The organism is Leisingera sp. UBA4491, assembly GCF_002388965.1.
GTDB lineage: Bacteria > Pseudomonadota > Alphaproteobacteria > Rhodobacterales > Rhodobacteraceae > Leisingera > Leisingera aquaemixtae.
Window position 1 is genome coordinate 81,934 of record NZ_DGNN01000026.1, and the last position, 22,473, is coordinate 104,406.

Sequence of the window (22,473 nt, forward strand, 5' to 3'; positions counted from 1 at the left end):
TTTCGGCGCGCCGCCGCTAGGCTCTGCCCGGATTGCATTCCCTAGCCGCACCGGAAAGGAGCCGCCCGATGTCTCTCTCACAGGCCTTGCAGGCTGCTTGCGACCTGCATTCCCGGCTTCCCGCCCTGCGGGCGTTCGCGCCCTGGCCCAGCGATCTGGAGCCCGCCGCGCTGGCTCCGGCAGCCATCCCCGCGCAGCAGCAAGTGGCAGAGTTCGCCTTGCCGGGCACGCCCGAGACCCAGCCCCTGATCGGCACACTGCGCACCGCGGCGGGGCAGGCGCATTGGGCGCAGACCTACACCGAGGCCGAGGTGGGCGCGCATTTCCTGCAGAACTACGGATATTTCGAGCTGTTCGGCCCGGCCGGCCATTTCCGCAGCACCCAGCTGCGCGGCTATATCGCCTATTGGGGCGCCGGGCTGCGGTATGACTGGCACAGCCACGAGGCCGAAGAGCTGTATGTGGTGCTGGGCGGCGGCGCTGAGTTCCTGACCCAGGAGAGCGAATGCTGGCTGGAGGCCGGCGGCACCCGGCTGCACGGCGGCTGGCAGCCCCATGCGATGAACACGGGCGCAGAGCCGGTCCTGACCTATGTGCTGTGGCGCGGCGCCGGGCTGGCGGGCCTGCCGCTGATGGGCGGCAAGCGGACTGCCGCCGCCTGACCCGGGCGGGGGATGCGGCGCAGCGGCTTGCTGCAAAGCGTCACACCCCTGTTACGCCCCTGTTCCAAAGTGCGCCTCCGGCCTTATCTGGCCGCAGCCACCAGACGGAGACCCGCCCCGATGCAGGCGCAGCGCCATACCGCCCGTGACATTTCCTACGCCCATTCCGCCTCCACCCGCGCAGGCCGCGCGGTGATCCGTCTGATGGAGAATGCCACGGGCCGGCTGAGCCTGATCCGCCGTGCCGCCGGGTATGAGCAGGAGGTGGCGGCGGGGCGCAGCTTCTGGCCGGTGATGGCAGAGCGTTACGGGCTGGCGCTGGACGTGGCCGGCGGCGCGCTGAGCAATATTCCGCAGGACAGGCCGGTGATCCTCATAGCGAACCATCCCTATGGCATTCTCGACGGGCTGATGATGGGGCATATCCTGGCACAAACCCGCGGCGACTTCCGCATCCTGGCCAACCATGTCTTCCGTAAGGCCGAGGACCTGAACAAGGTGATCCTGCCGGTGGATTTTGCCGAAACGCGCGAAGCTGTGCAGACCAACCTGCAGACCCGTAAGGACGCGCTCAGCTTTCTGGCTGAGGGCGGTGCCATCGGCATCTTTCCCGGCGGCACCGTGTCCACCGCGGCGCGTCCGCTGGGCCACCCGATGGACCCCGGCTGGCGCGGCTTTACCGCCCGGATGATCGCCAAATCCGAGGCGGTGGTGGTGCCGGTGTTCTTTGACGGCCACACCTCGCGCCTGTTCCAGATCGCCAGCCACCTGCATGCCACACTGCGCATGGGGCTGCTGATCCAGGAATTCCGCAAGCGGGTCGACACGCCGGTCCGGGTGGTGATCGGAGACCCCATCGGCCGCGGCGTTCTGGCGCCCCTGGCGGGTGATACAAAAGCACTTATGGATTTCTTGCGCAAAGCGACGTATGAGCTTTCTCCAGTACCGCTCAAATCCCTGGGTTACGGGTTTGAGTTCGAAGAGAAACACCGCGCGTGAGAAGGCGAAATGGCTGTAGGCATCTTTGATTCAGGCCTGGGCGGGCTGACCGTCCTGGACGCGGCGCAAAGGCGCCTGCCGGACGTGGATTTCCTCTATTACGGCGACAACGCCCATGCGCCCTATGGTGTGCGCGATGCCGAAAACATCTATCAGCTGACCAAGGCCGCGATGGAGAACATGTGGGATAAGGGCTGCGATCTGGTGATCCTCGCCTGCAACACCGCCTCTGCCGCCGCGCTGCGCCGGATGCAGGAGGGCGGCTTGCCCCAGGGCAAGCGGGTGCTGGGCGTATTTGTGCCGCTGATTGAAGCGCTGACCGAACGGCAGTGGGGCGACAATTCGCCGCCGCGCGAGGTGGAGGTGAAGCATGTGGCGCTGTTTGCAACGCCCGCCACCGTTGCCAGCCGCGCCTTCCAGCGGGAACTGGCCTTCCGCGCCATCGGCGTCGATGTCGAGGCACAGGCCTGCGGCGGCGTTGTCGACGCGATCGAGGACGGCGACATGATCCTGGCGGAGGCGCTGGTGCGCTCCCATGTCGATGCGCTGAAGCGCAAGATGCCGCACCCTGAGGCCGCGATCCTCGGCTGCACCCATTACCCGCTGATGGAGCAGACCTTTCAGGCCGCACTGGGGCCGGAGGTGAAGGTGTTCAGCCAGGGCAGCCTGGTGGCAGACAGCCTGGCGGACTACCTGCAGCGCCATCCCGGGATGCAGGGCAATGGCGCGGGCGGGTTCTATACCACCGGAAACCCGGGCCGCGTCAGCGACCGCGCGACGCAGTTTCTCCGACGGGAAATCACCTTTCAGGCAGCCTGAACTGCGACCGTCCGGAACCTTGTTCCAGGTCAAAGTGCTGAGGCGCAGTTTTTCCTATTTCTCTCCGCAGATGGCTGCGGAACCGGCATATCACATTGAAAGACGAGGTCTGACATGACCCATAAAGTGGCTATCCTTGGCGCCTCCGGCTATACCGGCGCCGAACTGGTGCGGCTGATCGCCCAGCATCCGAATATCGAGATCGCGGCGCTGTCCGCCGACCGCAAGGCCGGCATGACCATGGCCGAGGTGTTCCCGCACCTGCGCCACATGGAACTGCCGGTGCTGTGCAAGATCGACGAGATCGACTTCGCAAATATAGACCTCTGCTTCTGCGCGCTGCCGCATAAGACCAGCCAGGACGTGATCAAAGCCCTGCCCAAGGACTTGAAGATCGTCGATTTGTCGGCGGACTTCCGGCTGCGCGACCCGGCGGAGTACGAGAAGTGGTACGGCAACCCGCATGCCGCGCTGGAGCAGCAGGAAGAGGCGGTTTATGGCCTGACCGAGTTCTACCGGGAAGAAATCAAATCCGCGCGCCTGGTGGCCGGCACCGGCTGCAACGCCGCCACCGGCCAGTTTGCCCTGCGGCCGCTGATCGAGGCGGGCGTCATCGACCTGGACGAGATCATTCTTGACCTGAAATGCGCCGTCTCCGGCGCCGGCCGGTCGCTCAAGGAAAACCTGCTGCACGCAGAGCTGAGCGAGGGCTACAACGCCTATGCCATCGGCGGCACCCACCGGCACCTGGGCGAGTTCGACCAGGAGTTCAGCAAGATCGCTGGCCGCCCCGTGAAGGTGCAGTTCACCCCGCATCTGCTGCCGGTGAACCGCGGCATCCTGGCGACCGTTTATGTGAAGGGCGATGCCAAGGCGATCCATGAGACCTTTGCCAAGGCTTACGCCGATGAACCCTTCATCGAGCTGCTGCCCTTTGGCGAGGCGCCTTCGACCCATCACGTGCGCGGCTCCAACTTCTGCCATATCGGCGTGGCGCAGGACCGGATCGAAGGCCGCGCCATCGTCATTGCAGCACTGGATAACCTGACAAAAGGAAGCAGCGGCCAGGCCTTGCAGAATGCCAACCTGATGTTAGGTGAGAACGAGACCGAAGGCCTGATGATGGCGCCGCTGTTCCCCTGATCCGGGGGCGGCGCTGGCTTGGGCCTGAATAGAGGACACCATGAAGAACCTGAAGAAACAGCGCCGTATCCAGGTCATCGCGGTTGCCGCGGTGGCCCTGATCGTGGCAACCGCCCTGATCGGCTATGCCATGCGGGACGGGATCAACTACTTCCGCTCGCCCAGCCAGGTGATGGAGGAACCGCCGAAGCCGTCGGAAGTGTTCCGTATCGGCGGGCTGGTGGCAGAAGGCTCGCTTCAGCGCGGCCAGGGTGAAACCGTGCGCTTTGCCGTGACCGATGGCGGGGCGACCGTAAACGTCGCCTATACCGGCGTGCTGCCTGACCTGTTCGAGGAGAACCAGGGTATGGTCGGCACCGGGCGTTACGTAAACGGTGTCTTTGAAGCCACTGAAATCCTGGCGAAACACGATGAGACCTATATGCCAAAGGAAGTCATGGACGCGCTGAAGGAGCAGGGCGTTTATCAAGAGCCCGAGACCTGATCCCGGTTCCGCAGCCGGTGTGCTCCCGCCCCAAAGACGCCTCCCTCCGGGGAGGCGTTTTGCGTTGGGCCGGGCGCCGCGCTGCGCGCGGCGCGGCAGCGCTTCGAGGGGGTGTTGCGCAGCCTGCGCACGGTTGTGTCATCAGGTTTTAGGCCCTCTGCGGCATCCTGTTGCGGTTGCAAGTGGTGAGGTGAGATGCAGAGCGTTCAGGAAATTGCAGAACAGATCGTGGCGCGCGAAGGCGGGTTTGCAAATGATCCGGATGATCCCGGCGGGGCCACCAAATACGGCGTGACCATCGGCACCCTGCGGCGGCTGGGGCTGGATCTGACCGGCGACGGTGCTGTCGGGGTGGAGGATGTGCAGGCGCTCAGCCGGGCCCAGGCGGCAGACATCTTCATCCGCCATTATTTCGAGGCACCGCGGATCGCCAGCCTGCCGCCCTGCCTGCAGGCATCGGTCTTCGACATGTATGTGAATGCCGGCAGCAACGCGGTGCGCATTCTGCAGCGGCTGCTGCGCGACATGGGCTATGCGGTGGCGGTTGACGGCGCCATCGGCCCGCAGACCGCCGGCGCGGCAGCGCAGGCGGCAGAGATCGGCGCGGAGGCCTTGCGCGATGCCTACGGCGTGGCGCGCCGCAATTATTACTTCCGCCTGGCGGACCGGCGTCCGGCCAGCCGCAAATACGCGCGCACCCGTGCAGGCGGCAAGGGCGGCTGGATCACACGGGCAGAGGAGTTCATCTCTGCCCAATACCATCTGAGCCAGCAGGCGTTCCAGCGGAGGACAGCGGCATGGGGGTGATCGCTGATGTATTCAGCCTTGTTTTTGGAAGCCGCCGCAATGCCTTGCGGGAAACGCTTGAAGTGTTTCGCGAAAACGCGGAGGCCGGCGCCGCCCGCGCGCACGAGATGCAAAGCGCTGCACTGAGCCAGCTGGCGGCGGAGTTCCAGTATGGCGGCAAAAGCCGCTTTGACCGCTTCATGGACGGGGTAAACCGGCTGCCGCGCCCCCTGCTGGCGCTGGGAACCCTTGCACTGATGGGGGCGTCTCTCAGCGATCCGGTTTGGTTTGCTGCAAGAATGCAAGGGCTGGCGCTGGTGCCGGAACCCTTATGGTGGCTGCTGGGGGTCATCGTTTCCTTCTACTTTGGCGCCCGCCATCAGGTGAAAAGCCAGGAATTTCAGCACGCGCTGGCCGCCAGCATGGCGCGGGCGCCGCAGGTGGCGGAAAACATCGCCGCGCTGGAGCGGCTCAGGGCCGAGCCGCCTGACGCGGCCTCCGCCCGGACGGAGGCGGCAGCTGGGCTGGACGCCGCCTCTGCGGCGGAGGACAATCCGGCGCTGGACGCCTGGAAGGCGCGCCGCGGCTGATCACATTTTGCCCTCTGCGGCGGCATGGCGCGGCGTTTGCCATTGGCCCTGCCGGCAGACAGGCGTATAGGAAATCCCATGATTACAGAGCTTGGCCACTTTGCCCTTATCCTCGCCTTCATGATCGCTATCGTGCAGGCCGTGATCCCCTTGATCGGCGCCCACAAACGCTGGCCCGGCTGGATGGCCGTGGCAGAGCCTGCGGCGCAGGCGCAGTTCCTGTTCACCGCGTTCTCCTTTGGCGCGCTGATGTGGGCCTTCATCACCTCCGACTTCTCGCTGAAGCTGGTGACGCTGAACAGCCATTCGGCCAAGCCGATGCTGTACAAGATCTCCGGCACCTGGGGGAACCACGAGGGCTCGATGCTCCTGTGGGTGCTGATCGTCAGCCTGTTCGGGGCGCTGGCCTCGGTCTTTGGCGGCGGCCTGCCGCCGACTTTGAAGGCCCGTGTGCTGTCCGTGCAGGCGGCGATCGGGGTGGCGTTTTTCGCCTTCATCCTGTTCACCTCCAACCCGTTCCTGCGCCTGACGGTGCCGCCGTTTGACGGGCAGGACCTGAACCCGCTGCTGCAGGACCCAGGGCTGGCGTTCCACCCGCCGTTCCTCTACCTCGGCTACGTGGGCCTCAGCATGGCGTTTTCCTTTGCGGTGGCCGCCCTGATCGAAGGCCGCATCGACGCCGCCTGGGGCCGCTGGGTGCGGCCCTGGACACTGGCGGCCTGGATTTTCCTCACTATCGGCATCGCGCTGGGGTCCTGGTGGGCCTATTACGAGCTGGGCTGGGGCGGCTTCTGGTTCTGGGACCCGGTAGAGAATGCCTCTTTCATGCCCTGGCTGCTGGCCGCCGCGCTGCTGCACTCCGCCATCGTGGTGGAAAAGCGCGAAAGCCTGAAAAGCTGGACCATCCTGCTGGCGATCCTGGCCTTCGGCTTCTCGCTGATCGGCACCTTCATCGTGCGCTCCGGCGTGATCACCAGCGTGCATGCCTTTGCCAACGACCCGGAGCGCGGCGTGTTCATCCTGTTCATCCTGGCCTTCTTCACCGGCGGCGCGCTGACCCTGTTTGCGGCGCGCGCACAGGCGATGGAAGCCAAGGGCGTCTTTGGCGTGATCAGCCGCGAAAGCGCGTTGTTGGCCAACAATATCCTGTTGGCGGTCAGCTGCTTTGTGGTGTTCTTCGGCACCATCTGGCCGATCGTGGCGGAGATGCTGCTGGACCGGAAGCTGAGCGTCGGCCCGCCGTTCTTCAATTCGGCCTTCACTCCCTTCATGGTGGTGCTGGGCCTGCTGCTGCCCGTCGGCGCGATGCTGCCGTGGAAACGCGGACGGATCGGGCGTACGGCCTGGCAGCTGCGCTATGTGTTTGTGCTGGCGGTGTCGCTGGGCGTGCTGGCCTGGTCAATGCAGACCGGGCGCTCGGCGCTGGGGCCGGTGGGCCTGTTCCTGGGGTCCTGGGTGGTGTTCGGTGCGCTGGCGGATCTGTGGATGCGCAGCGGCAAATCCGGCCGGTTGCAGCGGATGCTGCGGCTGCCGCGGGCGGATTGGGGCAAGGCCACGGCCCATGCGGGCCTCGGCGTCACCATCTTTGCGATCGCGGGCCTGACCGCCTGGGAACAGGAGGATATCCGCGTGGCCCGTCTTGGCGAGCCGTTTGAGGTTGGCGCCTTCTCCCTGGTGCTGCAGGAGGTGACCCGCGAGCAGGGGCCGAACTACTTCACCACCAAGGGCCGGGTCGAAGTCACTCGCAACGGACGGCCCGAGGCGGTGATGTTCCCGGAGAAACGCGACTATCCGGTGGCGAAGATGCCGACCACCGAGGCGGCGATTGACTACCGGGTGACGCGGGATCTGTATGTGGTGCTGGGCGACCAGCAGGCCGATGGCAGCTGGACCATGCGCACCTATATCAAACCCTTTGCGAACTGGATCTGGGCCGGCTCCATCCTGATGGCGCTTGGCGGTCTTCTGAGCCTGAGCGACAGGCGGTTCCGCGTGGCCGCGGGCGCGCGCAAGACACCGGCAGCGGGAGTGCCTGCGGAATGAAACCGATGCGTTTTCTGATCGTGGCCCTGGCGGCCCTGATGGCCGCGGCGCTGTTCACCCCGGCGCCTGCGCTGGCGGTGGAGCCGGACGAGATCCTGGCGGACCCGGCGCTGGAAGCGCGCGCGCGGGAGCTGTCCAAGGACCTGCGCTGCCTGGTCTGCCGCAATGAAAGCATCGACGAATCCAACGCCGAACTGGCGCGCGACCTGCGGGTGCTGCTGCGCGAGCGGCTGGTGGCGGGCGACAGCGACCGGGAGGCGATGGACTTTATCGTGGCCCGTTACGGCGAGTACGTGCTGTTGCGCCCCACCACCAGCGGGGCCAACTGGCTGCTGTGGGCGGCGGGGCCGCTGATGCTGCTGGCGGCGCTGGTGATTGCGGTGTTCTATGTCCGCGGCCGCTCCCGGGCGCCGAAAACGGCAGAGACGGGGCTGAGCGCGGAAGAGCAGGACCGGCTGCGGAAAATCCTGGAGGATTGACGCCGGGTCTGCCTTTCCGGCGGCAGGGCTTTGCGTCACCATGGCGCCAAACGGGCCCGCTGGCGCATGGCCAGCCCGGGACACTAGCTGCATGAGGCGACCCTATGGACTACAAGGAAATCCTGTTCACGCTGGAGGACGGGCTGGCCGTCATCACCCTGAACCGGGCCAACAGGAAAAACGCGCTGACCAGCCGGATGCGCTCGGAAATCACCCATGCCATGCAGGCCGCCCAGGCAGAGGCGCGGGCAGTGGTGCTGACCGGCGCGGGCGATGCCTTCTGTTCCGGACAGGACCTGAGCGATGCCTCCGGCTCTGGCGATCTGGATCTGGAGCGCACGCTGCGCGACGAATACCTGCCGATGGTCGAGGCGATCTATAACTGCCCGGTGCCGGTGGTGGCAGCGGTGAACGGTGCCGCAGCCGGTGCAGGCGCTAGCCTGGCCCTGGCCGCGGATGTGGTGATCGCCAGCGAAAGCGCGTTTTTCATGCAGGCGTTCAGCAAGATCGGCCTGATCCCCGATGCCGGCAGCACCTGGTTCCTGCCGCGCCAGGTTGGCATGGCCAAGGCGATGGGCGCGGCGCTGTTTGCCGACCGCATCAGTGCCAAGCAGGCCAGCGACTGGGGCATGATCTGGGAAGCGGTGCCGGACGCGGAGTTCGACGCCCATTGGCGCGCGCGTGCCGCCTATCTGGCCCAAGGCCCCAGCAAAGCCTTTGCCGCCACCAAATCCGCCCTGCGCGAAAGCTCTGGCCGCAGCCTGATGGAACAGCTGTCCGAAGAGGCGCATCTGCAAGGCCAGTGCGGCAAGACACGGGATTTCCTGGAAGGCGTGACCGCCTTTATGGAAAAACGCCCCGCGAAGTTCGAGGGGCGCTGAGGGGCGTTCAGGCGGCGGAGCTGCTGGATAAGGAAAACAGAGATCCGTCCGAAGCACGGTCAACGATGGAAACATCGCTGACCGTCAGCAACCCGCCGGCGCCTTGGATCCGCGCGACAAAGACATTGTCCGCAAAAAGGAGCGCCGAGCCCTGTCCCTCGTCGCCGGTGCCGTCGCCGATTGTCTGAACTGACAACCTGGGCGGCAGCCCCTCGCCGTCGTAGGAATAGATCAGCTGATCTTCGGCGGGGTCGAAATCCGTGACGATAACAGGGTCATCCTCGGACACGACCCAATCTCCAACCACCAGAGTATCGTTTCCTTCGCCGAGCGAGACGGTATCGCCATCACCCGCGATCACGGTATCGTCGCCGTATCCGGCGGACACGCTGTCTGCGCTCTCGTCGAGATCCGTGTCCGGGTTTACAAACTCTGCCAGACCGCTGAGGTCGGTGATGGACCCGTCAGACAACCCGCGGGAAAGACCGACAATTCCTTCGCCATCGATGCCGCTGGTCGTAACGATCCTGTCGTCACCTGTATCCCCGTGCAGGGTGTCCGAACCGGCATTGTCGATCAAATAATCATCGCCGGCGCCGCCGCGCATGAAATCGGCGCCAGAGCCGCCTACCAGAATATCGCTGCCGTCCATACCAAACAGGCGGTCGTCGCCACCGCGGCCTTCAACGATGTCGTTGCCGCCCCTGGCGAAAACGGTTTCATCATCGTTTGTGCCGATCAGATCATCTGCAATGTCGGTTGCGGTGGTGGTGCCTCCGGCCTCCACGTTCGCCTCCGGCTCGGAAACCTCCCGCTCGGCTGCACCGCCATCATCATCATCGTCGTCCATCGCCAAGGCCACACCGCCAATGGTCAGGCCAATCCCAAGCAAGATCAAAAGTTCCATGTCATCAATCCCGTTGCCGCCTGGCGGGTGGCGTTCTGCAATTCCGCGCGCGTAGGGTGCGCACTGCCAGACCTAAGTAAACTTATGAGTTCAGTATGTGGTTGTGCGGATTTAGTCAAATACTCGTAAACATTGAACTTTCCGAGGAAACTATTCGCTGCCCATGGCAGAATTGTTGCCCGCGTGGCGCCGGTGCAGCGGCCGGCGGGTTGTAACAAGGGGCGGCCGCACTGCGGTACTTACACCGCCGCCAAACGAAAAACGCCCCGCGCAGTGCGGGGCGTTTGTCTGGTGTTGTCCGTGGCGCGCTTAGCGCTTTTCGATGTCGACGTAGTCGCGCAGGGTCTCGCCCAGGTACAGCTGGCGCGGGCGGCCGATCTTGTTCTGCGGATCGGCGATCATTTCCTTCCACTGCGAGATCCAGCCGACGGTGCGCGACAGCGCGAAAATCGGGGTGAACATCGAGGTCGGGAAGCCCATCGCCTCCAGGATGATGCCGGAGTAGAAGTCGACGTTCGGGAACAGCTTCTTCTCGATGAAATAGGGGTCGTTGAGCGCGGTGCGCTCCAGCTCCTTGGCGACCTGCAGCAGCGGGTTGTCCTCGACGCCCAGCAGCTCCAGAACCTCATCCGCGGATTGCTTCAGCACCTTGGCGCGCGGGTCGGTGTTCTTGTACACGCGGTGGCCAAAGCCCATCAGGCGGAACGGATCGTTCTTGTCCTTGGCGCGTTCGATGAATTCCGGAATGCGGTCGACCGAGCCGATTTCCTTGAGCATCTCCAGGCAGGCCTGGTTGGCGCCGCCGTGGGCCGGGCCCCAGAGGCAGGCGATACCCGCCGCGATACAGGCAAACGGGTTGGCGCCGGAAGAGGACGCCAGGCGCACGGTCGAGGTGGAGGCGTTCTGCTCGTGGTCGGCGTGCAGAATGAAGATCCGGTCCATCGCGCGGCTCAGGATCGGGTTCACATGGTATTCCTCGGCCGGAACCGAGAAGCACATGTGCAGGAAGTTGGCCGCGTAATCCAGATCGTTGCGCGGGTACACGAAGGGCTGGCCGATCGAGTACTTGTAGGCCATCGCGGCGATGGTCGGCAGCTTGGCGATCAGCCGGATGGCGGCAACTTCGCGCTGCCAGGGGTCGGTCACGTCCAGCGAGTCGTGGTAGAAGGCCGACATCGCGCCGACAACGCCCACCAGGGTCGCCATCGGGTGCGCGTCGCGGCGGAAGCCGCGGAAGAAGTTGTGCATCTGCTCATGCACCATGGTGTGACGGGTCACACGGGTCTCGAAATCCTCCAGCTGCGCGGCGGTCGGCAGCTCGCCGTAGAGCAGCAGGTAGCAGACTTCCAGGTAATGCGATTTCGACGCCAGCTGGTCGATCGGGTAGCCGCGGTGCAGCAGTTCACCCTTGCCGCCATCGATATAGGTGATGGTGCTGTCGCAGCTGGCGGTGGAGGTGAAGCCCGGGTCATAGGTGAACACACCTGCCTGCGCGTAGAGCTTGCGGATGTCGAGGACATCGGGCCCGGCCGTTGGCGAGAAAATGGGCAGCTCGTAAGTTTCGCCATTCAGGCTGAGCGTGGCAGATTTCTGTGTCTCGGTCATGGATGTCCCTTCCTGTTACAGGCACGAAAGCGGCCGGTCAGGCGTCTTCATGCGGGGCAGCGCCTGCGCTGAGTCGCGCAGGGGTTGTCGTATCAAAACAAGCTTACCCGGGCGTAAAAGCCGGGATCAGCCCGTCGCGTCTTTGAGCCGGGCGATGGTTTCATCGCGGCCCAGAATCAGCATCATATCGAACACCGAAGGCGTTACCGCCCGGCCCGCAAGCGCAGCCCGCAACGGGCCGGCCAGCTTGCCGAACTTGGTATCATGTGCTTCTGCAAATACGTTCAGAAGCGCCTCCAGATCGTCACGGACCCAGCTAGCATTTTGCAGCTGCGGCGTCAATTCTTCCAGTATACCATCGGATACAGACGCCAGCGCTTTTTCTGCCTTCTCGTCCCGTTCAAGAGGCCGTGATGCAAGGATAAAATGCGCTTTTTCAAGCAGTTCCGGGAAAGTGCGGGCCCGGTCCTTGAGGCAATACATCGCAGCTTCCAGCCCTTGTGACTGCGCGTCAGTCAGGGCGGGTTTCCCGGCAGCGGCCAGGTATTCGCAGATTTCCTGCCGCAGTGCAGCATCATCGCTAACGGCAATATGCTGGCCGCAGAGGTTTTCCAGCTTCTTGGTGTCAAACCGGGCCGGGCTTTTGCCGATCCCGTCGAAATTAAACCACTCTTTGGCCTGGCTGTCCGTAAAAAATTCGTCATCGCCGTGCGACCAGCCGAGGCGTGCCAGATAGTTGCGCATTCCGGCCGCGGGATAGCCCATCGCCTGGTATTCCTGGGCGCCCAGGGCGCCGTGGCGCTTGCTGAGTTTCTTGCCGTCGGGGCCGTGGATCAGGGGGATATGGGCCCAGACCGGCACGTCCCAGCCCATCGCCTCATAGATCGTCATCTGGCGGGCGGCGTTGTTCAGGTGGTCGTCGCCGCGGATCACGTGGGTGACGCCCATATCGTGGTCATCGACAACCACCGCCAGCATGTAAACCGGGGTGCCGTCGGAGCGCAGCAAGACCATGTCATCGAGCTGATCGTTGCGGATGGTCACATCGCCCTGCACCTGGTCCTTGATCACAGTGACGCCATCCTGCGGCGCCTTGATGCGGATCACATAAGGCGCGTCCGGGTGGCTGGCCGCATCGGCGTCGCGCCAGGGCGAGCGGTAGAGAGTGGATTTGCCCGCTGTCTTGGCCTGCTCGCGGAAGGCGGCGATTTCCTCCTGGGTGGCAAAGCATTTGTAGGCCTTGCCGTCGGCCAGCAGCTGATTGGCGACCTCAGCGTGGCGGTCTGCGCGTTCGAACTGGCTGATCACATCGCCGTCGTGGTCCAGGCCCAGCCACGCCATGCCCTGCAGGATGGCGGCAGTGGCTTCGGGGGTGGAGCGTTCGCGGTCGGTGTCCTCAATCCGCAGCAGGAATTTGCCGCCGCGGCCGCGGGCATACAGCCAGTTGAACAGCGCGGTGCGGGCGCCGCCGATGTGCAGAAAGCCGGTGGGAGACGGCGCGAAGCGGGTGACAACCGGTTGGGTCATGAGCGGGATTTACCTTTTGGAAACCATGGGAGGCCTAGTGTTTCCGCCTGTCTACCGGGCCAGAAGGCGGGGGGCAAGCATGCGGCTGAGCGCAGCCATCGCAGACCTGCTGCAGGCGCAGCGGGGGCATCTGTTCCCCTGGACCCCAGTATTCCTGGGCACCGGGATCGGGGCCTATTTCAGTTTGAAAAGCGAACCCGGCTGGGCGGTCTATGCCGGCCTTGCGGCGGCTGGGCTGCTGCTGGCCTTGCTTGCGGTGCAGCGGCGGCCCTTGGCGTTCCTGTGCTGGGCGCCGGCCTTTGCGGCCGCGGGCCTGTGCCTGGCGGGCGCCCGCGCCCATTGGGTTGCGGCGCCGGTTCTGGAGTTTCGCTATTACGGCCCGGTGGAGGGGCGGGTGGTCTCGGTGGACCGCTCCCCGACGGACGCGTTGCGGCTGACCCTGGATCAGGTGCGGCTGGACCGTGTTCCCGCCGCAAAAACGCCCGAACGGGTGCGGATTTCCCTGACAGGGCAGGACGCGGTGCCGCCGCCCGGCGCGCTGGTGATGACAACCGCGCATTTGCTGCCGCCACAGGGCCCGGCGGAGCCCGGCGGCTTTGATTTCCGCCGCCATGCCTGGTTCAAGCAGCTGGGCGGGCTGGGATATACCAGAGCGCCGGTGCTGCTGGCCGGAGCACCGGGGGACAGCGTGCCGGTGGAGCGGTTGCGCCGGGCCATGGCGCAGCACCTGCAGCAGCGGATCCCCGGCGAGACCGGCGGGTTTGCCGCGGCCCTCACCGCAGGCGACCGCAGCGGCGTCGGGGAGCAGACGCTGACGGCGCTGCGCCAAAGTAACCTGGCGCATCTGCTGGCGATCTCGGGCCTGCACATGGGGCTGCTCACCGGCTTTGTCTTTGCCGCGGTGCGGGTGCTGTTCTGCCTGGTGCCGCCGCTGGCCCTGCGCTGGCCGGTGCGGAAACTGGCGGCGCTGGCCGCCCTGGCCGCGGGGTCTGGCTATCTGCTGCTGTCAGGCGGCAATGTGGCGACGGAGCGCGCCTTTGTCATGGTCGCGGTGATGCTGGGCGCGGTGCTGCTGAACCGGCGCGCGATCACCCTGCGGGCGGTGGCGCTGGCGGCGCTGATCGTGCTGCTGCGGCGGCCCGAAAGCCTGCTGAGCCCCGGCTTCCAGATGAGCTTTGCCGCGACTGCTGCGCTGGTGGCGGTGTTTGCCGCGCTGCGCGACGGCGGGGTGCCGCTGGGGCCGGGCTGGCTGCGGCCGGTGCTGGCGCTGGTGATCTCCTCCGCCGTGGCGGGCGCTGCCACGGCACCCTTTGCAGCGGCGCATTTCAACACCCTGCCGCACTACGGCCTTTTTGCAAATCTGCTGGCGGTTCCGGTCATGGGCACGGTGGTGATTCCTGCCGCCGTGCTGGCGCTGTGCCTGCTGCCCGCCGGCCTGGAGGGGATCGGCCTGACCGTGATGCAGTGGGGAATGGACTGGATCCTGGGGGTGGCGCGGACGGTGTCCGGGTTCGAGGGCGCGGTGTCCCATGTGACTGCGCCGGACAGCGCCGTGCTGCCGCTGTTTGCCGCCGGCATGGTGTTTGCGGTGATCTGGCAGGGACGGCTGCGGCTCGCGGGGCTGCTGCCCGCGGCTGCGGCGCTGTGGATCTGGAGCGGGGCGGTGCGGCCGCCGGTGATCATCGCCAGCTCCGGCGGGCTGATCGGGGTGATGGAGGCGGAGGGGCGCGCCTTGTCCCGCGCCAAGGGGCAGGGGTTCACGGCTGAGATCTGGCTGGAGAATGATGGCGACGCAGCCAGCCAGCCCGAGGCCGCGGCCCGCTGGAAGGTCCGGGACGGCGCGCTGCCTGTCTGGCACGGCACGGGCGTCCGGCTGGTTCACGCGCCGGGCAAACGTAAACTGTTGCAGGCAAGCAATTGTAAAGAGGGCGATATTGTCGTGTCCACTGTGGCCGCCGCGGTGCCGGCCGGCTGTTTGGTGCTGACGCCGGACATCCTGCGGCAGACCGGCAGTATCGCGGTGCGGCCCGATGGCCGGCTGCTGACAGCCCGCGCAGCAACCGGGATGCGCCTGTGGAGCGGATGGCAGCCGGAAGGCCCGGAAGTGCGCCGCCTGCGCCGCCTGCTGGGCGCGGCGGCGGCGTCTCAGTAAGTGCGGATCAGCCCGACCAGGCGGCCCTGGACCTGGACCTGATCCTCCGGGTATCGCCGGGTTTCATAGACCGGGTTCGCAGCCTCCAGCGCGATCATCCCGCCCTGGCGCTGGTAATATTTCAGCGTGGCTTCCTGGCCTTCCACCAGCGCCACCACGATGTCGCCGTTGTCCGCGGTGTCTGCTTCGCGGATCACCACGATATCGCCGTCGTTGATGCCGGCCTCGATCATCGAGTCGCCTTTGACCTCCAGCGCATAATGCTGGCCGTTGGGGGCAATCATGCCGCCCGGCACCGCCACCTGGTGCGAGACCTGGCTGATCGCCTCAATCGGCACACCGGCCGCGATGCGGCCCATCACCGGCAGTTCAACCGCAGCCTGGCGCATCGGATCTGCCGCCGCGGCGGCGGCGCGGGCACCGGTCTGGCCGCCGTCGATCACGGTGGGGGCAAACCCCTGCGGTTCGGCTTTGCCGCCCAGGCTGTCGGGCAGGCGCAGGATTTCAATGGCGCGGGCGCGGTGGGCCAGGCGGCGGATGAAGCCGCGCTCCTCCAGCGCGGTGATCAGCCGGTGGATGCCGGATTTGGAGCGCAGGTCCAGCGCTTCCTTCATTTCATCGAAACTGGGCGGAACCCCGTCCCGCTGCAGGCGTTTGTGAATGAATTCCAGCAAATCCAGCTGTTTTTTCGTGAGCATCGCCGCTCCCTCCGCGCCTCGTGTAGATGTTTTCTTTTGTTCTACGCATGTTCACGTTTTGTGTCAACATGGCCGCTTACGGTTGTGCCAGATAATGGACACGCCAAAGGCGCGGGCCAGCCGTGAGTGTATTTTTGCAAAGGCGGCGCGATTTCAGATCGGCATGTATTGCACAGGCTCGCCTGCGACGCGGGCGCTGTCCCCGGGCGGGCGGATCAGCAGGGCGTTTGCCTCCGCCAGTACCGTCAGCAGCGAGCTGTCCTGGTCGGGGAAGGCGCGGATGACCCCGTCGGCGGCGCGGGCCCGCATGTAGTGCTCCCGCGGGCCGTTTGCGGCGAGCGGCTCCGCCAGCCGGGCGTTCCGCAGCTGCTGGCCCGCGTCCGGCAGGCCAAGCATCGCCCGGACCATCGGCGCCAGGAAGACGTGGCCGCAGACCATGGCGGACACCGGATTGCCGGGCAGGCCCACCATCGCCGCAGACCCCATCCGGCCCGCCATCAGCGGTTTGCCGGGGCGCATGGCAACCTTGTAGAAACTGCGCTCCATGCCCAGATCCTGGGCCACCTTGCCGACCAGATCGTGATCGCCAACGGATGCGCCGCCAATCGTCACCACCAGATCGGCGCCCGCTGCCAGTCCGAAGGCGGTGCGCAGCGCGCCTTCGGTGTCCTGTGCGATGGGCAGGATGCGGGCGCGGGCGCCAAAGCCCTCCAGCATCGCCTTGAGCCCGAAGGTGTTGGAGGCGATGATCTGGTCCGGACCGGGGTCTGCGCCCGGCATCACCAGCTCATCCCCGGTGGAGATCAGCGCAACCTCGGGGCGGCGGGTGACCGGCACGCTGGGAATGTTCATCGCGGCCAGCAGGGCGACATCCGCAGCACTCAGCAGCCGGGGCGCAGTGACGGTTTCGCCATCGGTGAAATCGCCTCCGCGGGGCCGGATGTTGGGGTTTTCACCGGGGTCATCCGTGATCGTGATAAGATCGCCGGTGCGGCTCACATCTTCTTGAATTACAACGAAATTTGCGCCTTCGGGCACCGGGGCGCCGGTAAAGATGCGCACCGCCTGGCCTGCGCCGGCGCGGCCGTCAAAAGCATGTCCCGCGGCGGCCTCTCCGATCACTTTGAACATCGCGTGCCTCTCGACCTCCGCCGCGTTGACGGCATAGCCGTCCATTGCAGATGCCGAAAAGGGCGGCTGGTCGCGGCGGGCGTGCATGTCCCGGGCCAGAACCCGGCCTGCGGCCTCCGCCAGGGGGACGTCTTCGCTCTCCAGCGGCGAGACCAGCGTTAGAAGATGCGCGAGGGCTTGGCTGACGGGGATCATTTATGCCTCGTACCTGCCTGATTTCCCGCCATCTTTCAGCGTAACACGAATGCCGCCGATCTGCATCGCCTTGTCCGCCGCCTTGGCCATGTCATAGACGGTGAGCGCGGCGGTGGAGACGGCGGTCAGCGCCTCCATCTCGACGCCGGTCTGGCCGGTGGTCTTGACGGTGGCCTCGATCCGGACGCCGGGCAGATCCGGGTCCAGCGTCAGCTCCACCGCGACCTTGGTCACCGGCAGCGGATGGCAGAGCGGGATCAGGTCCGGCGTCTTCTTGGCGCCCATGATGCCGGCCAGGCGGGCCACGGCCAGAACATCCCCCTTCTTGGCGCGGCCTTCTGAAATGATTTCAAAGGTTTCCGGCGCCATAGTGATGTGTCCCTCGGCGGTGGCGATGCGCGAGGTGACCGCCTTGTCCGAGACATCGACCATATGGGCGTCGCCCTTGGTGTCGAAATGGGTGAGGCTCATGGGCTGCCTCCTTTACATCATGCCGGGTGTCAGCGGGTTGGCGAGCAGCGCGCGGGTGGCCGCGGCGACGTCGTCCTGCCGCATCAGGCTTTCGCCGATCAGGAAGGTGCGGGCGCCGTAGCGGGCCATTTCGGCCAGATCCTCAGGCGTGGACAGGCCGCTTTCGCAGACAATGGTCCGGTCGGCCGGCACCATGCGCGACAGGTGCCGGGTGGTGTCCAGCGTCGTTTCGAACGTCTTGAGATTGCGGTTGTTGATGCCCATCAGCGGCGATTTCAGGTTGCAGGCGCGCTCCAGCTCTTCGGCGTCATGCACCTCCAACAGCACATCCATGCCCCAGCCGAAGGCGCAGTCTTCCAGCTCCTGCGCCTGATCGTCGGAGACTGAGGCCAGGATGATCAGGATGCAGTCGGCCCCCAGCGCGCGGGCTTCGGCCACCTGGTAGGTGTCGTACATGAAGTCCTTGCGCAGCGCGGGCAGCGCGCAGGCCGCGCGCGCCTTGGTGAGGAACGCCTTGGCGCCCTGAAAGCTGGGGGTATCCGTCAGCACCGACAAGCAGGTGGCGCCGCCAACCTCATACGCCTTGGCCAGCTCTGCCGGTTCGAAATCCGGGCGGATCAAGCCCTTGGAGGGGCTCGCCTTTTTGATCTCTGCGATCAGCCCGTACCCTTGGCGGCTGGCCTTCATCAGGCTGTCGGCAAAGCCGCGCACAGGGGAGGCTTCGCGCGCCTCGGCCTCCACCGCCTCCAGCGGTTTGGCGGCCTTGTCCGCGGCAACTTCCTCCAGCTTGTAGGCCTTGATCCTGTCCAGCACGTTTTGGGTCATACCGGTGCCTCCGTTCCTGCGTTCCAGTCTATGCCGGCTTCACCGCGGGCGGCGAGCCAATTGTTCACTTTTGAGAAGGGCCGGGACCCAAAAAAGCCGCGCCGCGCCGACAGGGGCGAGGGATGTGCGGTTTTCAAGATCAGGTGATCGCCCGTTTTAATATGTTTTTCAAGCTTCTGCGCCGCATTACCCCAGAGAATGTAAGCGGTGGGGCGTGCGGAGGTCAGCGCCAGCACCTGATGCACCAGATGGTGCCAGCCTAGGTGCTTGTGGCCATTGGCGCTGCCGGCAGGGACCGACAGCGCGGTGTTCAGCAAAAGCACGCCCTGGCGGGCCCAGCCGCGCAGGTCGCCATTCGGGCGGGACACGCCAAGATCGGCCTCCAGCTCCTTATAAATATTGGATAAGGACCGGGGCAGCGGGCGCACGCCGGGGTCCGCCGAAAAGGCTAGCCCGTGGGCATGGCCGGGCGTCGGATAGGGGTCCTGGCCAAGGATCACCACGCGGGTGTCCTCCGGCTGGGTCAGCTCCAGCGCGGCGAACCGCTGAGGCGTGGGCGGCAGGACTTCGTGCGGGTCCGCCTGCAGGGCGGCTTCGATACCGGGCCAGTGCTCCGTGAAAAAGGGCAGGCCGGCCCAGCGGCCCAGCCCTGATGGCAGACCTGTCATGCGGCTGAGGTGATGCGGGCCAGCGCCTCGACCTTGGCCTTGGCGGCGCCGCTGTCGATCGACTCGGCGGCACGGGCCACGCCGTCTTTGAGGTCAGCGGCCTTGCCGGCCACCACCAGCGCTGCGGCCGCGTTCAGCAGCACCGCGTCGCGGTACGCCGAGGGCGTGCCCTGCAGCAGCACCCGGAAGGCCATGGCGTTTTCCGCAGGCGTGCCGCCGACGATCATATCGAAGCCATGCACCGGCAGGCCCGCGTCCTCCGGGTGGAGTTCAACGTCGCGGATGCTGCCGTCTTCCTCCAGCGCGGAGACCCAGCTGATACCGGTGATGGTCAGCTCGTCGGTGCCGTCAGAGCCGTGCACCAGCCAGGCGCGCTCGGACCCCAGAGTTTTGAGCGTCTCGGCCATCGGGCGGATCAATTCGCGGCGGAAGGCGCCGGTCAGCTGGCGCTTCACGCCGGCCGGGTTGGTCAGCGGGCCGAGGATGTTGAAGATGGTGCGGGTGCCCAGCTCTTGCCGGGTGGGCATCACATGCGCCACTGCAGGATGGTGCATCGGCGCCATCATGAAACCGATCCCGGCTTCATTGATCGCTTTTTCAACCACTTGCGGGCCGACCATCACGTTGATGCCCATCTGGGACTGCAGGTCGGCGGTGCCGGATTTGGAGCTGAGGTTGCGGTTCCCGTGCTTGGCCACCACAACGCCCGCGCCCGCAACCACAAAGGCGGTCGCGGTGGAGATGTTCAGGGTGTTCTTGCCGTCGCCGCCGGTGCCGACGATGTCCATCGCGCCGGCGGGCGCCGTCACCGGGTTGCATTTGGCGCGCATCACCGCGGCGGCGGCGGCGTATTCGTCAACGCTCTCGCCGCGGGTGCGCATCGCCATCAGCAGGCCGCCGATCTGGCTGGGCGTGGCCTCGCCCTCAAACAGCAGGGTAAAGGCGGTTTCCGCCTCCTCGCGCGTCAGGGCGCGTTCGGCGGCAGCCCCGATCAGCGGCTTCAGGCGGTCACTCATGCGGGCACCTTCATCACGTCCAGGAAGTTTTTCAGCAGCGCGTGGCCGTGTTCGGACGCGATGGATTCGGGGTGGAACTGGACACCGTGAATCGGCAGGTCTTTGTGCTGCAGGCCCATGATGGTGCCGTCGTCCAGTTCTGCGGTGATCTCCAGGCAGTCCGGCAGGCTGTCGCGCTCCACCACCAGGGAGTGATAGCGCGTCGCTTCAAAAGGCGATGGCAAGTCCTTGAAAACGCCCGTGTTGTTGTGGTGCATCTGGCCCATCTTGCCGTGCACGATCTCGTGGCAGCGCACCACCTTGCCGCCGAAGGCCTGGCCGATGGTCTGATGGCCAAGGCAGACGCCCAGCAGCGGCGTGCCGGTCTCAGCCGCGGCTTCGGTCAGCGCCAGGCAGATGCCCGCCTGATCCGGATCGCACGGGCCGGGCGACAGCAGGATGCCCGCGGGCTTCATCGCCATGGCTTCCTGCACGTTGATGGCGTCGTTGCGGTGCACTTCCATTTCCGCGCCAAGCTCGCCCAGATAATGCACGAGGTTGTAGGTAAAGGAATCGTAGTTGTCGATCAGCAGCAGCATCGTAGCGGGCTCTTTTAAGGGTGGCGGGCCGGGGGCGCGCCGCAGTATAGTGGTCGAAACATACATGTTCAGGGATACGGGGCAGCGTCAAGGGCAGGATAGGCGATTGCGGGAGAGGGCCGGTAACGGGCTCCATCCCTGCAGGCCGGAACGGCGCAGCACGATCATACGGATTGAGAGGCAAAACAGGCATGCGTGGATTTCTGGGCGGCGTGAGTGTCGGGGCTTTGCTGGCCGCAGGCGGGCTGGCGATGCTGTCTTTGTCGGTGCCGCTGCCGGTCAGCGGGCCGGAGGGCCAGCCGGGCGAAGACACGATGGCGGCAGTGCCGCAGCCTGCTGAGGCGCAGCCCGCAGAGGATCGCGCAGCGGCGCAGCCGGAGCCGGCAGTGCATGATCCGGGCGATGCGCCGCAGTTGCCGGATGGCGGCAGGGAAACCGCAGAGATTCCCGGCAACGGCCAGGGGCGGGATGCCGATCTGGTGGAGGCGCAGCCCGCAGGGCCGGCCGCAACCGGCAGCGGCGACGATCTGAGCGCGCTGGCCGGGGCGGATACCGCGCCAGCGGGCAAGCCGGAGGTCGGCCTTGCGGCCACAACGCTGGAGGGCAGCAGCCCGGCGCCGGCCGCCGCCCCGGGGCTGGATCCTGGCGGCCCCGAAGGCCAGCCGCAAGCCGCCCAGCCGGAGCCGCCGCAGGCGCCCGGCAGCGAGGCCGCCGTCATAGCGGCAACAGATCCGGCGCCGGAACCGGAACAGCCCGCGCAGGAGCCCGATATCACCGCCGCCGCGCAGCCGCAGGATGCAGCGCCGCTGCCCGCGGTGGGCCGCGCGCCGGATCCGCAGGCCGCGGCGTCGGTGCTGGCCCCCGATATCGGCGCGGCGCCGCAGGCGACCACGCTGCCGGTGATCGGCGCGGCGCCGTCCGTGCCGGACGAAAGCGCCGATGATGACGCCGTGCCGGCAGAAGACGCGCCGGCAGCTGACGCGCCGCAGCAGGAGGCGCTGGCGCCCCGGATCGGCACGCCGGTGGTGCCGCTGACCGACCGGGACGACGCGCAGGAGATCGCGCTGGCCGCGGCGCAGCCTTTGGACAAGCCGCCGTTCCAGGCGTTTTCCGAACCGTTTTACAACCCGGAAGACCGGCCGCTGATGTCGATCGTGCTGATTGATGACGCAGGCGCTGTCGGAGCAGAGGCGCTGGCGGCGTTTCCCTACCCGCTGAGCTTTGCCATCGACCCCGGCGATCCGGATGCGGCGGCGAAGATGGCGGCGCGCCGGGCGGCCGGCTTTGAGGTGCTGATGCTGGCGGATCTGCCGCGCGCGGCCACGCCGCAGGATGCCGAGATGGCGCTGGAGGTCTGGCGCAGCAGGGTGCCAGAAGCGGTTGCGATCCTTGAGGGCGTGGAGACCGGCGTGCAGGGCAACCGGCCGCTGGCGGACCAGGTGGCGGCGATGGCGGCCGCGGCCGGCTATGGCCTGGTGACGCAGAACAGCGGCCTGAACACGGTGCAGCGGCTGGCGCTGCGCGATGGCGTGCCTGCCGGCGTGGTGTTCCGCGATTTCGACGGAGCGGGCCAGACCCCCAGAGCGATCCGCCGGTTTCTGGATCAGGCCGCGTTCCGGGCCGGACAAGAGGGGTCGGTGATCATGCTGGGCCGGCTGCGCCCCGACACGATCTCGGCGCTGCTGATCTGGGGCCTGGAGGACCGGGCTGCCCGGGTGGCGCTGGCGCCTGTCTCTGCCAGTCTGGAAGCGCAGCTGCCGCCCAAGTGAAACGGCGCCCTGAGCGGGCGCCGTTGCCTCCGGCGGGAGTACTTC

At 66.3% G+C, this 22,473-nt stretch carries 22 protein-coding genes; 12 read left to right on the forward strand and 10 right to left on the reverse strand.

From position 1 onward, the window contains the following. Window positions 1-68 precede the first annotated feature (68 nt). From B2P87_RS13970 to B2P87_RS14015, 10 genes are all read left to right on the forward strand, one after another. The gene (locus tag B2P87_RS13970) at window positions 69-662 is read left to right on the forward strand and encodes a dimethylsulfonioproprionate lyase family protein (protein ID WP_141890386.1); all 594 of its coding nucleotides are present in this window, start codon (window positions 69-71) and stop codon (window positions 660-662) included. 120 nt (window positions 663-782) lie between these two features. Beyond that, window positions 783-1,661 (forward strand): lysophospholipid acyltransferase family protein, encoded by an 879-nt coding sequence (locus B2P87_RS13975; protein ID WP_141890385.1) that lies wholly within the window; start codon window positions 783-785, stop codon window positions 1,659-1,661. A 9-nt stretch (window positions 1,662-1,670) separates the two neighbouring features. Then, window positions 1,671-2,480, forward strand: a complete 810-nt coding sequence (murI, locus tag B2P87_RS13980; protein WP_141890384.1) for a glutamate racemase — start codon at window positions 1,671-1,673, stop codon at window positions 2,478-2,480. A gap of 114 nt (window positions 2,481-2,594) precedes the next feature. After that, window positions 2,595-3,623 (forward strand): N-acetyl-gamma-glutamyl-phosphate reductase, encoded by a 1,029-nt coding sequence (gene argC / locus B2P87_RS13985; RefSeq protein ID WP_141890383.1) that lies wholly within the window; start codon window positions 2,595-2,597, stop codon window positions 3,621-3,623. 40 nt (window positions 3,624-3,663) lie between these two features. Then, complete coding sequence (gene ccmE / locus B2P87_RS13990; protein WP_141890382.1) at window positions 3,664-4,107, forward strand: cytochrome c maturation protein CcmE; 444 nt, start codon at window positions 3,664-3,666, stop codon at window positions 4,105-4,107. Between the two features lie 195 nt (window positions 4,108-4,302). Beyond that, complete coding sequence (locus tag B2P87_RS13995) at window positions 4,303-4,914, forward strand: holin-associated N-acetylmuramidase (RefSeq protein WP_058286971.1); 612 nt, start codon at window positions 4,303-4,305, stop codon at window positions 4,912-4,914. Beyond that, window positions 4,905-5,483, forward strand: a complete 579-nt coding sequence (locus B2P87_RS14000; RefSeq protein WP_141890381.1) for a holin family protein — start codon at window positions 4,905-4,907, stop codon at window positions 5,481-5,483. Before B2P87_RS13995 ends, B2P87_RS14000 begins: the two co-directional genes overlap by 10 nt. Before the next feature lie 78 nt (window positions 5,484-5,561). After that, window positions 5,562-7,526: a heme lyase CcmF/NrfE family subunit gene (locus tag B2P87_RS14005; protein WP_141890380.1), complete on the forward strand. Its 1,965-nt coding sequence runs from the start codon at window positions 5,562-5,564 to the stop codon at window positions 7,524-7,526. Between the two features lie 5 nt (window positions 7,527-7,531). Then, complete coding sequence (locus tag B2P87_RS14010; RefSeq protein ID WP_141892072.1) at window positions 7,532-8,005, forward strand: cytochrome c-type biogenesis protein; 474 nt, start codon at window positions 7,532-7,534, stop codon at window positions 8,003-8,005. Between the two features lie 104 nt (window positions 8,006-8,109). Next, the gene (locus B2P87_RS14015; protein WP_141890379.1) at window positions 8,110-8,886 is read left to right on the forward strand and encodes an enoyl-CoA hydratase-related protein; all 777 of its coding nucleotides are present in this window, start codon (window positions 8,110-8,112) and stop codon (window positions 8,884-8,886) included. A gap of 7 nt (window positions 8,887-8,893) precedes the next feature. Here B2P87_RS14015 and B2P87_RS14020 read toward each other — a convergent pair whose 3' ends face one another. From B2P87_RS14020 to gltX, 3 genes are all read right to left on the reverse strand, one after another. Next, window positions 8,894-9,793 carry a calcium-binding protein gene (locus tag B2P87_RS14020; protein WP_141890378.1) on the reverse strand — a complete coding sequence of 300 codons (900 nt, stop codon included), beginning with the start codon at window positions 9,791-9,793 and terminating at the stop codon, window positions 8,894-8,896. Window positions 9,794-10,102: 309 nt separating this feature from the next. After that, complete coding sequence (locus B2P87_RS14025) at window positions 10,103-11,398, reverse strand: citrate synthase (RefSeq protein ID WP_008556539.1); 1,296 nt, start codon at window positions 11,396-11,398, stop codon at window positions 10,103-10,105. A gap of 126 nt (window positions 11,399-11,524) precedes the next feature. Then, window positions 11,525-12,925 carry a glutamate--tRNA ligase gene (gene gltX / locus B2P87_RS14030; protein WP_141890377.1) on the reverse strand — a complete coding sequence of 467 codons (1,401 nt, stop codon included), beginning with the start codon at window positions 12,923-12,925 and terminating at the stop codon, window positions 11,525-11,527. A 79-nt stretch (window positions 12,926-13,004) separates the two neighbouring features. On the opposite strand from gltX, the gene B2P87_RS14035 reads away from it, so the two are divergent. Next, window positions 13,005-15,077 carry a ComEC/Rec2 family competence protein gene (locus tag B2P87_RS14035; protein ID WP_141890376.1) on the forward strand — a complete coding sequence of 691 codons (2,073 nt, stop codon included), beginning with the start codon at window positions 13,005-13,007 and terminating at the stop codon, window positions 15,075-15,077. Here B2P87_RS14035 and lexA read toward each other — a convergent pair. The 7 genes from lexA to B2P87_RS14070 form a co-directional block, all read right to left on the reverse strand. Beyond that, entirely contained in the window at window positions 15,071-15,775 is a 705-nt protein-coding gene (lexA, locus tag B2P87_RS14040; protein WP_058286963.1) for a transcriptional repressor LexA, read from the reverse strand. The two genes, B2P87_RS14035 and lexA, sit on opposite strands and share 7 nt — an antisense overlap. A gap of 153 nt (window positions 15,776-15,928) precedes the next feature. Then, entirely contained in the window at window positions 15,929-17,101 is a 1,173-nt protein-coding gene (glp, locus tag B2P87_RS14045) for a gephyrin-like molybdotransferase Glp (RefSeq protein WP_141890375.1), read from the reverse strand. Beyond that, window positions 17,102-17,572, reverse strand: coding sequence for a cyclic pyranopterin monophosphate synthase MoaC (gene moaC / locus B2P87_RS14050; protein ID WP_141890374.1), 471 nt, complete (start codon window positions 17,570-17,572; stop codon window positions 17,102-17,104). A gap of 12 nt (window positions 17,573-17,584) precedes the next feature. Continuing rightward, window positions 17,585-18,397 carry an indole-3-glycerol phosphate synthase TrpC gene (gene trpC / locus B2P87_RS14055; RefSeq protein ID WP_141890373.1) on the reverse strand — a complete coding sequence of 271 codons (813 nt, stop codon included), beginning with the start codon at window positions 18,395-18,397 and terminating at the stop codon, window positions 17,585-17,587. Then, complete coding sequence (locus B2P87_RS14060) at window positions 18,394-19,065, reverse strand: uracil-DNA glycosylase (RefSeq protein ID WP_141890372.1); 672 nt, start codon at window positions 19,063-19,065, stop codon at window positions 18,394-18,396. Before B2P87_RS14060 ends, trpC begins: the two co-directional genes overlap by 4 nt. After that, window positions 19,062-20,081 carry an anthranilate phosphoribosyltransferase gene (gene trpD / locus B2P87_RS14065; RefSeq protein WP_141890371.1) on the reverse strand — a complete coding sequence of 340 codons (1,020 nt, stop codon included), beginning with the start codon at window positions 20,079-20,081 and terminating at the stop codon, window positions 19,062-19,064. The genes B2P87_RS14060 and trpD overlap by 4 nt, the downstream gene beginning before the upstream one ends. Next, window positions 20,078-20,659, reverse strand: a complete 582-nt coding sequence (locus tag B2P87_RS14070; RefSeq protein WP_141890370.1) for an anthranilate synthase component II — start codon at window positions 20,657-20,659, stop codon at window positions 20,078-20,080. Before B2P87_RS14070 ends, trpD begins: the two co-directional genes overlap by 4 nt. Window positions 20,660-20,850: 191 nt before the next feature. On the opposite strand from B2P87_RS14070, the gene B2P87_RS14075 reads away from it, so the two are divergent. Then, window positions 20,851-22,428 (forward strand): divergent polysaccharide deacteylase family protein, encoded by a 1,578-nt coding sequence (locus B2P87_RS14075; RefSeq protein WP_141890369.1) that lies wholly within the window; start codon window positions 20,851-20,853, stop codon window positions 22,426-22,428. The last annotated feature ends 45 nt before the right edge of the window (window positions 22,429-22,473 follow it).

Excerpts from the sequence above, each read along its gene's own strand:
- B2P87_RS14000 (WP_141890381.1), top strand. The coding sequence starts at position 4,905 with ATGGGGGTGATCGCTGATGTATTCAGCCTTGTTTTTGGAAGCCGCCGC.
- glp (WP_141890375.1), bottom strand. The coding sequence starts at position 17,101 with ATGATCCCCGTCAGCCAAGCCCTCGCGCATCTTCTAACGCTGGTCTCG.
- trpC (WP_141890373.1), bottom strand. The coding sequence starts at position 18,397 with ATGACCCAAAACGTGCTGGACAGGATCAAGGCCTACAAGCTGGAGGAA.
- gltX (WP_141890377.1), bottom strand. The coding sequence starts at position 12,925 with ATGACCCAACCGGTTGTCACCCGCTTCGCGCCGTCTCCCACCGGCTTT.
- murI (WP_141890384.1), top strand. The coding sequence starts at position 1,671 with ATGGCTGTAGGCATCTTTGATTCAGGCCTGGGCGGGCTGACCGTCCTG.
- lexA (WP_058286963.1), bottom strand. The coding sequence starts at position 15,775 with ATGCTCACGAAAAAACAGCTGGATTTGCTGGAATTCATTCACAAACGC.
- trpD (WP_141890371.1), bottom strand. The coding sequence starts at position 20,081 with ATGAGTGACCGCCTGAAGCCGCTGATCGGGGCTGCCGCCGAACGCGCC.
- B2P87_RS14060 (WP_141890372.1), bottom strand. The coding sequence starts at position 19,065 with ATGACAGGTCTGCCATCAGGGCTGGGCCGCTGGGCCGGCCTGCCCTTT.
- B2P87_RS14015 (WP_141890379.1), top strand. The coding sequence starts at position 8,110 with ATGGACTACAAGGAAATCCTGTTCACGCTGGAGGACGGGCTGGCCGTC.
- B2P87_RS14005 (WP_141890380.1), top strand. The coding sequence starts at position 5,562 with ATGATTACAGAGCTTGGCCACTTTGCCCTTATCCTCGCCTTCATGATC.
- B2P87_RS14025 (WP_008556539.1), bottom strand. The coding sequence starts at position 11,398 with ATGACCGAGACACAGAAATCTGCCACGCTCAGCCTGAATGGCGAAACT.
- moaC (WP_141890374.1), bottom strand. The coding sequence starts at position 17,572 with ATGAGCCTCACCCATTTCGACACCAAGGGCGACGCCCATATGGTCGAT.
- B2P87_RS13970 (WP_141890386.1), top strand. The coding sequence starts at position 69 with ATGTCTCTCTCACAGGCCTTGCAGGCTGCTTGCGACCTGCATTCCCGG.
- B2P87_RS14075 (WP_141890369.1), top strand. The coding sequence starts at position 20,851 with ATGCGTGGATTTCTGGGCGGCGTGAGTGTCGGGGCTTTGCTGGCCGCA.
- B2P87_RS14070 (WP_141890370.1), bottom strand. The coding sequence starts at position 20,659 with ATGCTGCTGCTGATCGACAACTACGATTCCTTTACCTACAACCTCGTG.
- B2P87_RS13995 (WP_058286971.1), top strand. The coding sequence starts at position 4,303 with ATGCAGAGCGTTCAGGAAATTGCAGAACAGATCGTGGCGCGCGAAGGC.
- B2P87_RS14010 (WP_141892072.1), top strand. The coding sequence starts at position 7,532 with ATGCGTTTTCTGATCGTGGCCCTGGCGGCCCTGATGGCCGCGGCGCTG.
- B2P87_RS14020 (WP_141890378.1), bottom strand. The coding sequence starts at position 9,793 with ATGGAACTTTTGATCTTGCTTGGGATTGGCCTGACCATTGGCGGTGTG.
- B2P87_RS13975 (WP_141890385.1), top strand. The coding sequence starts at position 783 with ATGCAGGCGCAGCGCCATACCGCCCGTGACATTTCCTACGCCCATTCC.
- ccmE (WP_141890382.1), top strand. The coding sequence starts at position 3,664 with ATGAAGAACCTGAAGAAACAGCGCCGTATCCAGGTCATCGCGGTTGCC.
- argC (WP_141890383.1), top strand. The coding sequence starts at position 2,595 with ATGACCCATAAAGTGGCTATCCTTGGCGCCTCCGGCTATACCGGCGCC.
- B2P87_RS14035 (WP_141890376.1), top strand. The coding sequence starts at position 13,005 with ATGCGGCTGAGCGCAGCCATCGCAGACCTGCTGCAGGCGCAGCGGGGG.